Here is a 14,010-nt window from a genome sequence, read left to right on the forward strand (position 1 = left end):
CAATGAAAGGATTATTCGAAGCAGTATTAAATCTAGAAGTTACGAATGGTACAGAAAAAGCCTATAAAAAAGCTTTTGAAGAAGAAAATGAGCGATATTTGACCAAGCACACTTTGAGAGACGGCAACGGTAATATCGTCAAAGATGAGCTTAAATCAGTTTGGAGTGGCAATTATTGTCACGTCGATATTTTGTATTCTTTGCCAGGTAAAAAAAGTAAACTAACTATTTCGATTGTGTCTAGGACTCTACAAAATGTAAAAGATGCTGTCGCTGATTATCAAATGCTAGACGCTGAACTGGTCCATAAGAATTGGGAGTGATTAGATGGATCCCTATGATTACTTAGATAGTGATTATGAAGAATTTTTGAGGAAGGAGAATCTTATGGCAAAAAAAGTCAATACCATTGAAGATTTTCAGCGTAAGAAAGAACGTGGACAGACGAACGAAGAGTTTTACGAATGGGTATCAAGTCGAGAACCTGATTTTGAACAGGCTGTAATCGTTATACAGCGGCCGAACGGAGATGTCACTACGTATTACAGCCAAAGTGGTAGTTTACCATTATTAGGCATGCTAGATGTGGCAAAACAACAAGTATTGGATGAAATGGAAGGATAACAGAATGAACATTGTTTAAAGTAGTCTAACAAAAGTTGGGCTTTTTATTTTGTCCGAAATGACGTAAAACTAGCGTAATGCTGGGCTTGATTGAATGGCGGGGCGCAATAAATAATCTAAAGCAATGCGGGGCGTGAAAACGAATCGTGGGGCGAAAGGAGAAATAAAATGAAAACAAAAAAATTATTACCAATGAATTTGCAGATGTTTGCTGATGGTGGGGGAAATGAACCAGAGTTCACTATTGATGATTTTAAAGCATTTGTCGAATCGAATGAAGATGCACAGAAATTCATTCAATCTCAATCACAAAGTGCTGCAGATAAACAGTTAGAAGCTTGGAAACAGAATAACCTCGATAAGCTAAAACAGGAAGCCGTGAAGCAATATGAAGAAGCTAAAAAGAACAAAACACCAGAACAGCTAGAACTTGAGAAATTAAAAGCTGAGTTTGAAGCAGAGAAAGCTAAGAGCCGTTCGAACGAAAATAAAGCTTTTGTTGCTGAACAAATCGCGGGGTTAGATTTGGATAAAGAATTGAAAGATTCAATTTCTCAATTCATGTTAAGCACTTTAGTTAGTTCAGATACAGAGTTCACACAAAAGGCTGTAGAGTCATTCACAGGTGTCTTAAGCACCATCAATGAAAAGCATGCTGAAGCAATTAAAAACATGGAAATGACAAAAGCATTCGGTAATAAGCAACAAACTAATGCGACTAATGGTAATCAGTCAACGCAGCCGATTGAAAATCCTAAAGAAGCATTAGGTCAAAAATTACAAGCATTTAATTAGGAGGAATTTATAAATGAAAAAAACTACAGTAAATAATCTAGAATACTTAGATATTTCACAAGAGGTAAATGCATTACAACGTCCGTCAACACCGTTTCTAAGCTGGTTATTAGGAGCTGGTAAAACTAGCCCAGCAACTTCTACGGAGATCAAATGGCGTGAATCAGAACTTGATGGAGAAGATTCATCTGCACAATTAGAAGGTGGAGAATACAAAGATGCAGATTCAGGGCGTAAATGGTTCAGTAACTACACCGAAATTTTCCGAAAATCTACTTCTGTTTCAGGAACATTAGATGCAATTAATGTTAATGGCGTAGGTAGTGAATTAGCTAACCAAGTCTCTCAACGTGCGCTAGAAATGAAGTTAGATTTGAACAAAAAGCTATTAATTGGTGTAAAAGCTGATGAAAATGGTGCTAAAGGGCGTCAAATGGCTGGTGTAATTAACTTAATCAACTCTGATAACTTAGTTAAAACGTCTGCAGCTGATGCAGTAACACGTAAAGATGTGGATAAAATGTTTAAAACTATGTTTGACAAAGGTTATGCAGGTGAAAAACTATGTCTGGTTTCGACTGATATGGTTGATTTAATGACCGATGAAGTTGATAAAGCGGGCACTAAAGTGTTTAACTTTGGAGATCAAGTAGCTTTTGGATTGCAACTAGGGAAAATTGTTTCAAATTATGGATCAGGTACAGCTTTAATTGAGCCGTCACTGCCAAGTGGAACAATGATTGCTTTAGATACAAACTATGTGGAGCTACGTCCGTTACGTGAATGGCGCGCAGAGGAATTAGCGAAAACAACTGATTCAAAACGTATTGGTTTAGTTGGTGAATACACGATTGAATACAACGCTTCAAATTCAGGGGCAATCTTAAACCTTGCAACTGCAGCACCAGGTGAATAATTAAAAAGTAAAGGAGAATAATTATGGTTAAAAAGTCAGAGGTCAAAGAAGAAGTAATCGAAGAGACAAAAGAAGTAACTGAAGAAGTGAAACCTGAAACAAAAACATTCAAAGTTTTAAAAAATAAAAATTTCGTTGGTTTTGTTCATCCTGAAACACGTAAATTTATTACAGCAGTTGACGGAAAAATCGAAGTGAGTGTTTCTGATAAAAAAGCTATTGCAATTTTAGAAGAAGCTGCAGATTTAACAGAAATTTAGGTGATTATATGACAGACGAACAAAAAAAAGTAATTATAGAAAAAGTTTCAAAAATGCTACCTAATGTTTCAAAAGAGCGTATTTCGTCTGTCTTAGACCTAGTTCTTTTGGAAATCGGATCTTACAATACATGTAAGATTGAAATTGATTGGGATTTACTTACCTCGCTTGTAATTGAAATTCTATATCAGTCACTTAAAAGTGAAACGGAACAAGCTGTAACTAGCATTAAGCGCGGTGATACATCTATTAGCTATGCAACTACGCAGCAGAGTATAACAGCGTTGCTTGGCAACTACAGCGACACTATAAAACGTTTAATTGGCTGTGATAGTGGGGTGTTTTTCTATTGAATGAAGCGGATATTTTGGCAATGACCTATCTTGATTCGTGTGTCATTGAAAGAATGAACGATATTGAAAATTCTGAAACGGGCATCACTGAGCAAGGGTATTCACCAATCCATGATGGAAAGTTAAAATGCGCATTGTCTCAAAGTGGCCTGGGTAGCGCTGGTAGCTTACCAGTTGTTGAAAACAAAGGGACCTTTAATATCACTTACGAAGATCAAAAATTATTCTTAATGCCTGATGTAGATGTGAAAAAGGCCGACAGAATCACTGTCATTCAAAGTACAGGTCAAAAGCATATTTTATTTGCAAAGAAACCCTTTAACTATCCAAGCCACATCGAAGTAACATTGACAGGAAGTGCAATCGATGAGTAAAAGTGATTTTAGAATGACTTCGAATGCGGACAAAGTTATTGCAAACTTGAAGAAAATGACACCAATTGCTGAAAAAGAAGGTATGGCGATGGTCAATGATTCCTTAGCGAAGATTTATCAGTTAATTGTACCTATTACGCCGATTAAAACAGGTGATTTAAGACGTGGATACAGAATCATTAAAGCTAGAAAAACATCAAGTGGTAGAATCGTTGGCGCCTTAATTAACAATGAAAAATATTTCAAATATGTTAATGACGGACACAGAACCAAGAATGGTGGATTTGTAAAAGGGCGATTCATGTTGCAAAAGTCTTATAAATTAGCTCATGCAACTTATATTCCAAAACGGTTTAAACAAATGGCGATTGTCATCGCTAAGAAAGGATAGAGTATGTACGATAAAATTTTAAAAATGCTTACTAGCAAAATAAAACAGTTCTCGGATGCACCTATCTATCTTGATGATGTGATGCAATCGTCAGAACCGTTTTATTTTGTTTTAAGCGTAGAAGAAAGCATGACTGATAATGTTGGCCAAAACGTTCAGAATAAAGCATATAACGTTGATATTGCGTTAGTTGATAGCAAGAAAAATAAACAATTAGTAACAAGCCTAACAGAAAACTGTGGGGCTTTTTTTAATGTCTTGAATTTAGATGAAAATGAACTATTTTCAGAAGATTATCAGACATTTAAAACAGATGGAATTCAACATGTTAATTTTAATGTTGCTTTTCCTCAATTAATCGAATGGAGTGAAGAATAGATGGCAGTTAAAAAAAATATAAGTGTCATTTCTGTGGAGAAACCAACCTGGTTCCCATTAACAGATGACACAGGTACTTTCCCAATCTACGGAGAGCCAACAACAATCGGGACTGCAGTAAGTATTAAACCAGATGTTACAACAGAAACAACGCCTGACTATGGCGATAGTGTAGTTCAAGATCAGTACGTTGCATTTGGTGGTGCAGAAGTTACTTTGGAAACAAATGGATATCAAAATGAAGTTTTAGCTGAAATTACGGGTGGTGAAAAATTGAAAGGCGGTGTTTTACGATCCGCAGATGATATTGCACCAGATGGAGCATTTGCTTATCGCCGTCGTAAATCAAATGGTAAATATCGCTATACAATTTTTTATAAAGGAAAATTTGCATTGACTTCTGATGAATCATCAACTCTAGAAGGTAGTTCAGTATCTTACACTCATCCAGAGTGGACAGGTTCATTTGTTGATGTTCCTGGTGTCGGATACATGTATTCAGTCGATGAAGACGATGAAGGTGTTGACTTAGATATGATCAAAAATTGGTTTACTAAGGTTACTAATCCACGTGAAGAGTCTACAAATCCTGTCAGTGGTGTAACTTTAGATAAAACGGAATTAGTTCTAACGGTTGGTGAAACCGCAACTCTAACGCCAACAATTACACCTGAAAATGCAAACAACAAAAAATATTCATTAAAATCAAATGATACTTCAATTGCAACAGTAACACCTGTACAAGGAAAAGTTACAGCAGTAGCAGCAGGAACCACAAATATTGTTGTCACTACTGAAGATGGCAACCATACAGCTGAATGCAACGTAACAGTTAATGCATAATAAAATTTAAGGACGGCCAAGTGTCGTCCTATCTATATGGAGGAACTAAAAAAATGGCAAGCAAATTACAAACGACAATTAAACTTTATTTGAAAGATGAAGAAGGCAATTTCACCACTAAACAATTTAAATCTGCTGAAATGTTACCAGGATCTGTTATGGAAGATGCAACAGAATTACAAGTAGAACTAGAAGAAATCGTCAAAACAAACGACATGGAGGAAATTCGGCCTGTCTTGCGTAAGTGTTATGACTTTATCGCAAAAGTTATTTTTGAAGGTCAATTTACGGGCCAAGAATTTCTTGACGGAATGGATGCACGTGAAATCTTAAAAATTACGGGGCAACTATTAGGGTCTGTTTCTAGCGGTTATGATGCAGTTTATTCTGATCAGAAAAAAAAGTAATAGATCTCCTTTATCATCCTCATTTTAAATTTAGTCCACAGTACCGAGAAGCAGAATTAAAAATTGCGTTGCTTGAAAATGGGTGGACACTAAACGAAATTGAGAATACAGACTTGAACGAACTTATGAAGCTTTATGCGTTCAGAGATGCTGTTAAAGAATTTGAAGAACTTAAATTCCTTGATGAACACACAATGTTCTAAGAAGGGAGGGGGTACTTATTGAACAATGAAGACTTAGTCTTAAAAATGATACTAGATGAATCAGGATTCTCCCAAGGTCTAAATTCGGCAGTAAAAAAGTTGCAAGGTTTTGATGGAGAGGTTGACAGAACAGGACAAAAAGGCGGCCGCTCTCTTGGATCTATTTGGACGTCATTTGTTGGTAACTTTTTAGCCAGCGGAGCAACCAAAATCATTTCAAAAGGAATTGGGCTGATTACCAGCAACATCGATGGGGCCATTAATCGTGTGGATACGTTAAATAATGCAAACCGTGTATTTGAAAATATGGGCTTTTCAGCTGGTGAAACATCAAAAACAATGGATAGCTTAAAGAAGAGTATCCAAGGGTTGCCTACACCTTTAGACAGCGCAATTAAAGATGTTCAATTAATTGCTTCGTCTACAAATGACTTAGGGAAATCAGAACAGATTTTTGCGGCTTTAAATAACGGAATTCTCGGTTTCGGTGGTTCTGCTGAGATGGTAGACAACGCCATCATCCAGCTGTCCCAATCGTTTTCAAATGGTAAAGTAGATGCGCAAACTTGGAACTCAATGATTAACAGTGGTTTGGGTCCAGCTCTAAATGCATTAGCAAAACAAATGGGATTAACTGCTGGTCAGATGAAAGAAGGTCTCTCTGATGGTTCAATTTCAGTTGAAGAATTTCAAGACTCTCTAATTAAATTGAATAAAGAGGGCGGTGGAGGCCTTAAATCATTAGAGCAGATTGCTAAAGATTCTACCGCGGGTATTAAAACCGGATTGGCTAACATGAAGACAGCAATCGTTCGTGGTGTGGCTAACGTTGTAACTAAAATTGACGAAGGCTTAAAAAGTGCAGGTTTTGGAAGTATTAGTGAAATCATTGCTGACAAAGGCGCAAAGATGGAAGCAGCTTTATCTAAGTTTGCTGAGACGATTCCACCAATGATAAAAACAGTTAAAACATTGTATGATACGTTAAAGCCTTATGCACCGCTACTTGCGGGTTTAGCGGGTAGCATCGGGACGTTAATGCTTGCTAAAAAAGTAAGTGCAGCATTTACAGCTTGGCAAAAAGCAACGGAAGGACTATCAATTGCGCAAGCGATACTTAATTCAACAATGTTAGCAAATCCTTTTGTCGCTATTCTAGCTGCGGTTGTAGGGTTAGTCACAGGATTTATTTATCTTTGGAAAACCAATGAAGGTTTTAGAGATGCTGTTAAAAACATTTGGAAAAACATCCAGGAGGTCATTTCAAGCGCTGCTGATGTAGTTGTAAAAGCTTGGGATTCGACAATGGAATTCTTCAGCAATATGTGGGATGGCACAAAAGAAGCTTTTTCAAATGCTGGTACATGGATGAAAGAAGCACCTGGAAATGCAGCCGACTGGGTTAAAAATAAATGGAATGGTACTAAAGAATTCTTTAGTGGACTTTGGGATTCAACAAAAGAAGGCTCAAAAAACACATGGGAAAATATCAAGCAGGGTGCTGCTGATAGTGCTAAAAGTGTCGGTGAAAGTTTTAAAAATGGCTTTGATAATGCGAAAGATTGGTTTAAGGGTATTGGAAAATCAATATCAGATGTTTTCACAACAGCATTTGATTTTGTTTGGAAATATATTGGTCCATATGTAACAGGAATCAAAAACGCGTTTAAAATGGTTGTTAACGCTATGAAAGCGAACATTGAAAATGTCAAAATGATCGCTGAAAATGTCGTTACCATTCTAAAAAATGTTCTGTTAGCTCCAATACTTTTCATCACATCAATGATTACAGGCGGATGGGAAGAAGCAAAAGAGAACATGATTGCTGTCTGGGATAATATTGCTGAAGCAGCCCAAACTATTTGGTTTGGTATTAAAAATATCTTTTATAACACTGTCACAGCTATTTCCTATTCAGTCACTTCTATTTTTAATGGACTGATGTTGACAATTAAAAAGATTTGGATTGATGTGAAGTTATTTTTCACCTTACTTTGGATTGACATTAAATACGGAGCAATCAACGTTTGGATTGAAATTAAATATTCTATCATCGAAACGTGGATAAATATTAAATTTGAAGCAATTAGAATATGGGAAAGTTTGAAAACTTGGTTCTTTGAAACAGTAGAAAACATTAAAAATGGTGTAATTGATGGCTGGAACAACCTAAAACAAGGAACCATTGATACATTTAATGCAACTGTTCAATGGTCAAAAGATACATGGTCCAATTTCAAACAGTGGATTGTTGATACGGCAATTGGAATAAAAGATGGAGTTGTTCAAACCTGGTATAGAATTAGGAATGGCACAATAGAAACCTTCAACAACATGGTACAAGGGGCTAAAAACGCATGGAATAATCTCACAAGAAGTGTTAGTGATACGGTTTCGAATGTAAAACAAACTTTTGAAGATTTAAAACATGTTGATTTATTTGAAATTGGTAAAAACATTATTCAAGGTTTGGTCGATGGTATCGGGTCCATGATTGGTGCTGTTGGTAAAAAAATTAAAGAAGTTGCTGGGAATATTAAAGATGGGATTAAAGGAGCTTTAAAAATTCATTCTCCTTCACGTTGGATGCGTGACATGATAGGTAAAAATATCGTGTTGGGTGTTGTGGATGGCATTGACCAAGAAAAAGGAACTTTGGATAAATCGGTTAAAAATATGGCTGATTTACCAACAGAATTACCGGATTTTTCTGTCACAGGTAGATATGTTAGTCAACAGGAATCTCAAGCATCTAAATCGAATAAGAACAACAATGCAACGACTACCGTTGGTGGTGATACCTTTAACATTAATTTACAAGCAATGGGTGAATTAGATGATAAGCAATTAATTAGCATGGCTCAAAAATTAGTTAAATACATTCAAGTCGTCAAAAATAGAGATAGCGATGCAGTAGGAGGTGCTTTTGGTGGAATTTAAAAGAGGTCAGTTTTTTCTTAATGGAAAACATAGCTCTGAATTCAATGTGTTTATGAGAGAAAGACCTGAACGGCTTTCTGCGGGACGTGTAGTAGAGCTGAGGGAACGAATGGGTAATGACTCAATAGCTGTTGATTTTGAGTATTATAAAAATGTAGATCGCACCATTACATGCTATGCAAAAGCAAGAAATTTACAAGAAGTTTCTTTCTTAGAAGATGAAATCTCGTTCTGGCTCGATATGGGCAACTATTCGGACTTCATAGTTTATTTTGATGAACATTACATCTATCAAGCTATCGTAACAAGTCCGCCAAAGTTTACAGGAACAAGAAAAACAGGGATTTTAATTCCTTTTGAGTTTACTGTAAGTATCCGACCTTTCAAAAAAAATCGTATTGGCCAATATTGGACAAGTAATCCTAAACAATTAATAAACACAGAAAAATATCCTTCAGAACCTACTATTGAGATTTTGGGTTCTGGGGATATTTCTTTTTTCATCAATAATCAGGAATACGCATTAAAAGCTATAGATGGAGATATCATTATTGATTCAGAAAAACAAGAAGCTTATCGAAAATCAGGTGGAGCGTTTGAAATCTTGGATCATAAAACACTTTTCAAAGATTACCCAATTTTAAAAAGTGGAGAAAATAATTTTCGCTGGACTGGAAAAGTGACAGAGTTTAAGGTTCAGCCTAATTGGAGGCGGAAAGTTTGATTCCAGTTATTTTTAAACCTGGAGAAAAAGATTTTACAACAAACGGCTTAGGACGTCTTATTGATGCGACACGTTGCGAAATCACTGAAGAAGCAAACGGAAAATATGAACTAGAAATGGACTATCCAGCGATTAGCAGATTTAGTGATTATTTCGAAAATGGCTATCAAATTAAAGCAAAGCCAAACGATTTAGAAGAATATCACATTTTCGAGATCAAACAAACGTTTAAAGATACGTTTACCAATAGTATTGTCATTTATGCTCAATCTCGTACTTATAAACTAGGAAACAGACAAGTGAGGCTAGTTACAGTTGATAATCGTAATGGTGCAGAAGCAATGAAATTAATCGAACAGAACATGGATGAACCATGCGATATCAAACTTCATTCTGATATTAACACAGCTTCTAGTACGGTATTCGAAGCTAGAAACGTACTTAATTGTATTGCTGGCGAACAAGGTTCTTTGCTTCAATATTGGGGTGGAGAAATCAAACGAGAACCTTTTAAATTATCTTTGTTAAGACGTAGAGGACGAGATAACGTTGGAACTGTTCGTTATGGAAAGGATTTAAAAGGATTAACCATTAAATTTGATTGGCAATCAATTGTTACTAAAGTTTTACCATTTGCAGAGCTACAAAGCGGAGCAGACGGAACTTCTCAACGGATTTATGGAAATGCGGTTAAAAGCGAATATATTACCAAGTATCCAGATGTTTACGCTCAATACGTTCAGTTTACTGAAGATCAAGGAGTAAAAGATTTATCCAGCTTAAATAAAGTAGCAGGTAAATACTTCACTACATTATATCCAGGAAGTGATAAGCCTAAAGTCTCTATTGAACTAGAAATTGAGAAACTCACAGATTCAGAAGAAGCAAAAGAATTTGCGAAAATGAGAAACTATAATTTATTCGATACGTTCACTGTGTATCACAAGTTTTATGATATTGACATTCAAACGAAAGTTACAGGGATTGTCTATGATGCTTTAGCAGAAAAAACAATAAAGATTACTGCTGGAGATATCCAAGTTGCTTTTTATAAACAGCAAAGTCAAGATTTTCAAGAAGCAATTAAAACCTTAACTAAAAAAGACTACATGAGTAACTTTATTGATTACATTACCGATTTAATCAATGGCGTGAAAGGTGGTAGTATTCTTCAATATCCTAAAAATAGGCCACATACGCTTTATTTTATGGATACAGATTCCACAGATACCGCGAAGAATGTTATCGCTATTAATAACCAAGGTATCGGTTTTTCAACTACTGGATGGAAAGGTCCCTTTAGAAACGCTTGGACCATTGATGGTATTTTAAATGCCGACTTTATCCGATCGGGGAAAATTAGATCTGATATTTTTGAGACATCATTCAATGCATATGGAGATATTTTGCGTTTAGTTAACGGCGCTCTGCAAGCTTGGAATGGGAAAACTAAAATAATGGAACTAACCCGAAAAGGCATGGGGTTTTGGGATGGTTCGAGCCCTGTAGGCAACATGGGGACTAAAGGAAACCCATTTCCATTATTAAACGACGCGAATGGTAATCCCGTAGTAACAGATGGTAAATCGTTGTTACTTGTGGGTAACAGTCCCACTAACATCATCGGTCTTTCTAACGAAGAAAGTACAGGTTTGATCATTAGGGGAGCTACCCAGTGGAATCTTGCTAATAACTCTTATTTCATCGGAAAAGGCGGTAACAAATCAACTATTTATGTTGATAGATTGATTGTCGGAGGTAAAGAAGTAATACCTGGTGATGGATCAGGCGGCAATGATGGTGATGTACCACCAGAGCTAACAACCGAAAAAGAGAAAAATGCTTGGGCGGTTTGGCAGTTCTTGAAATCAAAAGGATACAGCGAACAAGCAACCGCTGGGATTTTAGGGAACATGGATCAAGAATCTGGAATCATGCCCGATATCGATGAAGGTGGCGGAGGTCCTGGTTATGGTCTAGTTCAATGGACGTCGCCAATCGCTGGTGAAAGTGGCCGTGCTTATGTGCAACGATTATTGGCTCAAGCTGGTATCAGTGGCGACTATCGAAATATTACCACGCAGCTGAAATTATTAGATTGGCATATGCATAATGGTCAATATATTCCTTCCGCGGCTTATCCATATTCCGTTGCAGAGTTCAAAGCACTAACAGATATTGGCACTGCAACGATGGCATTTGAAGCGAACTTTGAACGCCCAGCGGTCACACATCCAGAACGAATTCCGATGGCTCAATATTGGTACAACTTGCTGAAAGACTTGAAACCTAGCAAGCTAACCTGGATGAACCCTGTTCGTTCAACTTATACGATTACTCAAGAATGGGATCAGATTGGCTGGGGAACGAACGTTATTCACGGCGGCATAGATATTGCTTCAGTGCCAGCAGGCACGAGTCCCCCTGTTTATGTGGCACGTAGCGGCACAGTTGAAACTGTCACTTATGACGGAACAGGAGGAAATTATGTAGTAATTAAGCACGATGATGGTTATTGGACCTATTATGGTCATTTGGATTCAGTTGATTTAGTTGTTGGCGAAAAAGTGACTACTAATAGTCGTGTTGGGATAATGGGATCCACTGGACTTGCTAAAGGTATTCACCTTCACTTTGAAGTGTGGAAAGGTGGACAGTGGCAACGAATCAACCCACGTGATGTTATTAATTTTTAGAAAGGAGCAAACAAATGGTTAAATGGCAAGCGACACTAAGCACCACGGAGCCATACAATTACATTGGTATTCAAAATGTGCGACAAGGGAACCGAAATACTGAGGTTTTAGAAGCTGTATTAGTTGAAAATGCTTTGCCACTTGATTTAACAGGTTGCGAAGTTTTTTTTGAATCAGTTATTGATAACAAATATCCGATTCAACGAGTAGCAAAAATTGTGAATGCCAAAAAAGGGATTATCCAGTATACCTTTGATGAATATTCTATGCAGTCATTGCACAGACAGGAAGCATACTTCAGTATTCATAAAGGCGACAATCTAATTGGCTCAACGCAGAACTTTTCTTACTTTGTTGTGAATGCTGTTTCTAAAACAGAAGGTGAAATGGGTTCGTATTGGCAATCAATAGAAGATTTGATAGCTGATATGACCGCTTTTATCAATGAAAATAAAGGCGACTTCACAGCATGGATGAACGCTAGAAAAGAAGAGTTTGAAAAGTGGCGCAAAAATCAACAAGATACATTTGAAGCTTGGCGGAACGGTCAAGAAACAGATTATCTAATGTGGTTCGAATCAATCAAAGATATCTTAAAATCTGTTGATCCAGGCGGCACAATGTTAGCCGAATTAATGGATGCACGTGTAGACATACAAGGAGTGCGCCACAATTCACTTTCAGAGCGTTTGTTGTCGGATATGGAATATTTGTATCAGAGATTAGAAGAACGACTATACACCGTCAAATATGGCAATGTAAACACGTTAGAAATTTTAGAGGATAATTCATTTTCTAAGAATCATGAAGTTGAAGTATTGGGAACAGTTAATCATCCAATTGAAGAAGGGGCGTTAATTATAGCGACAGTTGATGATTCAAAACAAAATGTTTTTACGATTGAAGGTGTAGACAATGGTTGATGCTAAAAGAATGATGGAAACTGATGAAAATGGGATTAAACGTCAGTTTTTTCCTATTACACATTTTTCAGCAATCCTTGGTTTATCAGAAATAATGAGCGGACAGGCAAAAGTTTTATCTGTTAACGGAAAAACTGGAGCAGTTATTATTACGCGTGCAGACTTAGATTTACCTAACGATGGGATTATGATTTCTCAAGAAGAATATGAAAAATTCAAACTAATTTTAGCTGATTATGAAGCTGGAAAACTAGGTGGTTCTGGTGTTGAGTTTGAAAAAGTAAAAGGAGATGAAGAAATAAATGCCTGATTTATATGTAGTGAAAAAAGACGGCGTAGCTATTGATGTACAAACTAGTACAGCTGGCGTTGTTGGATTAAATGAATTTGTTGATGGAAAAATTAGTGGTGCTGAAGCAGGCACTGTCTCGTCTGTAAATGGTCATACAGGTGAAGTTATTTTAACTGCTTCTGATGTAAAAGCACTGCCAGACACAACTGTTATTCCAACGCTTCCTAGCAATGCCACTTCTGAAAAAGACGGTTTAATGTCTAAAACGGATAAAGCAAAATTGGATGCATTACCAGTTTTTACATTTGAAAAGGTAGGTGAAGCGTAATGGCAGATATCGTTCAGCTAAAAGAAAATGGTGTTGTAAAGTATATGAAAACACATGCAGATGCTATTGACGGCGTGGAAGGAAAATTAGTAAAGGCCGTTGGAAATGAGACTGTTTTAGGGACAAAGAATTTTCAAGATGGAATCCAAATTGGTGGGAAATCTGTATCAGTTAATGCAAAACCAACCTATGAGGTGGTGAAAGACTACTGGGATGGCACTGGTGCTTATTTGACAGAATCTCAATCAGTAACAATTTCAAACAGCAGCAATGTAGATGAAATTGTTTTGATATTCTCGCGTTACAACGATAACAGTGGCGGTATTGTTCACTCAATACCAGTTACTCCGAATATCACAAAATTAAAATACGAATTACCAGCAGTTGCATGGGTAGGTTCTGCTTCAGCAGACCCAACAATGGCGTATAAAAAAATATCTATTTCTAAATCTGGTACATCTTTAGTGATTACAGGAGATACTGCAAACACATTAAATGAAGCAAATAAAAAAATTGTTTTTAGAGAAATCGGCGTTATGCGTCGTAAATAGGAGTGGATAATA

Annotated in this window: 18 protein-coding genes; all 18 read left to right on the forward strand. The window is 36.7% G+C overall.

Annotated elements, in window-relative coordinates:
- The first annotated feature begins 2 nt into the window (after window positions 1-2).
- The 18 genes from IGK54_RS04035 to IGK54_RS04120 all read left to right on the forward strand — a co-directional run bounded on the left by IGK54_RS04035 (window position 3) and on the right by IGK54_RS04120 (window position 13,998).
- Window positions 3-323: a hypothetical protein gene (locus tag IGK54_RS04035; protein ID WP_368023821.1), complete on the forward strand. Its 321-nt coding sequence runs from the start codon at window positions 3-5 to the stop codon at window positions 321-323.
- A 64-nt stretch (window positions 324-387) separates the two neighbouring features.
- Window positions 388-624, forward strand: coding sequence for a hypothetical protein (locus IGK54_RS04040; protein ID WP_225583308.1), 237 nt, complete (start codon window positions 388-390; stop codon window positions 622-624).
- A gap of 168 nt (window positions 625-792) precedes the next feature.
- Window positions 793-1,419 carry a capsid assembly scaffolding protein Gp46 family protein gene (locus tag IGK54_RS04045; RefSeq protein ID WP_002404572.1) on the forward strand — a complete coding sequence of 209 codons (627 nt, stop codon included), beginning with the start codon at window positions 793-795 and terminating at the stop codon, window positions 1,417-1,419.
- 13 nt (window positions 1,420-1,432) lie between these two features.
- Entirely contained in the window at window positions 1,433-2,335 is a 903-nt protein-coding gene (locus IGK54_RS04050; RefSeq protein ID WP_010784640.1) for an SU10 major capsid protein, read from the forward strand.
- A gap of 23 nt (window positions 2,336-2,358) precedes the next feature.
- Window positions 2,359-2,595 (forward strand): hypothetical protein, encoded by a 237-nt coding sequence (locus tag IGK54_RS04055; RefSeq protein WP_002372022.1) that lies wholly within the window; start codon window positions 2,359-2,361, stop codon window positions 2,593-2,595.
- 8 nt (window positions 2,596-2,603) lie between these two features.
- Complete coding sequence (locus IGK54_RS04060; RefSeq protein WP_002395886.1) at window positions 2,604-2,948, forward strand: hypothetical protein; 345 nt, start codon at window positions 2,604-2,606, stop codon at window positions 2,946-2,948.
- Window positions 2,945-3,322, forward strand: coding sequence for a hypothetical protein (locus IGK54_RS04065; protein WP_085345203.1), 378 nt, complete (start codon window positions 2,945-2,947; stop codon window positions 3,320-3,322). Before IGK54_RS04060 ends, IGK54_RS04065 begins: the two co-directional genes overlap by 4 nt.
- Window positions 3,315-3,713 (forward strand): HK97 gp10 family phage protein, encoded by a 399-nt coding sequence (locus tag IGK54_RS04070; RefSeq protein WP_368023820.1) that lies wholly within the window; start codon window positions 3,315-3,317, stop codon window positions 3,711-3,713. The genes IGK54_RS04065 and IGK54_RS04070 overlap by 8 nt, the downstream gene beginning before the upstream one ends.
- Window positions 3,714-3,716: 3 nt before the next feature.
- Entirely contained in the window at window positions 3,717-4,091 is a 375-nt protein-coding gene (locus IGK54_RS04075) for a phage tail terminator family protein (RefSeq protein ID WP_010712243.1), read from the forward strand.
- On the forward strand, window positions 4,092-4,934 hold the full coding sequence (locus tag IGK54_RS04080; RefSeq protein WP_430603240.1) for a major tail protein: 843 nt from the start codon (window positions 4,092-4,094) through the stop codon (window positions 4,932-4,934).
- 53 nt (window positions 4,935-4,987) lie between these two features.
- A complete protein-coding gene (gpG, locus tag IGK54_RS04085; protein WP_002364485.1) occupies window positions 4,988-5,341 on the forward strand; it encodes a phage tail assembly chaperone G in 354 nt (117 codons plus the stop codon).
- Between the two features lie 248 nt (window positions 5,342-5,589).
- Window positions 5,590-8,484, forward strand: coding sequence for a tape measure protein (locus IGK54_RS04090; protein ID WP_430603355.1), 2,895 nt, complete (start codon window positions 5,590-5,592; stop codon window positions 8,482-8,484).
- A complete protein-coding gene (locus IGK54_RS04095) occupies window positions 8,474-9,208 on the forward strand; it encodes a phage tail protein (protein WP_368023818.1) in 735 nt (244 codons plus the stop codon). Before IGK54_RS04090 ends, IGK54_RS04095 begins: the two co-directional genes overlap by 11 nt.
- Entirely contained in the window at window positions 9,190-11,904 is a 2,715-nt protein-coding gene (locus IGK54_RS04100; protein ID WP_430603243.1) for a phage tail spike protein, read from the forward strand. The genes IGK54_RS04095 and IGK54_RS04100 overlap by 19 nt, the downstream gene beginning before the upstream one ends.
- A gap of 14 nt (window positions 11,905-11,918) precedes the next feature.
- On the forward strand, window positions 11,919-12,827 hold the full coding sequence (locus IGK54_RS04105; protein WP_368023816.1) for a phage baseplate upper protein: 909 nt from the start codon (window positions 11,919-11,921) through the stop codon (window positions 12,825-12,827).
- Window positions 12,820-13,137: a hypothetical protein gene (locus IGK54_RS04110; RefSeq protein WP_368023815.1), complete on the forward strand. Its 318-nt coding sequence runs from the start codon at window positions 12,820-12,822 to the stop codon at window positions 13,135-13,137. The genes IGK54_RS04105 and IGK54_RS04110 overlap by 8 nt, the downstream gene beginning before the upstream one ends.
- Window positions 13,130-13,447, forward strand: a complete 318-nt coding sequence (locus tag IGK54_RS04115) for a hypothetical protein (RefSeq protein WP_002383822.1) — start codon at window positions 13,130-13,132, stop codon at window positions 13,445-13,447. The genes IGK54_RS04110 and IGK54_RS04115 overlap by 8 nt, the downstream gene beginning before the upstream one ends.
- Window positions 13,447-13,998, forward strand: coding sequence for a hypothetical protein (locus IGK54_RS04120; protein WP_002417849.1), 552 nt, complete (start codon window positions 13,447-13,449; stop codon window positions 13,996-13,998). The genes IGK54_RS04115 and IGK54_RS04120 overlap by 1 nt, the downstream gene beginning before the upstream one ends.
- Window positions 13,999-14,010: the final 12 nt, after the last annotated feature.

It is taken from the genome of Enterococcus sp. DIV2384 (assembly GCF_050534975.1).
GTDB lineage: Bacteria > Bacillota > Bacilli > Lactobacillales > Enterococcaceae > Enterococcus > Enterococcus faecalis.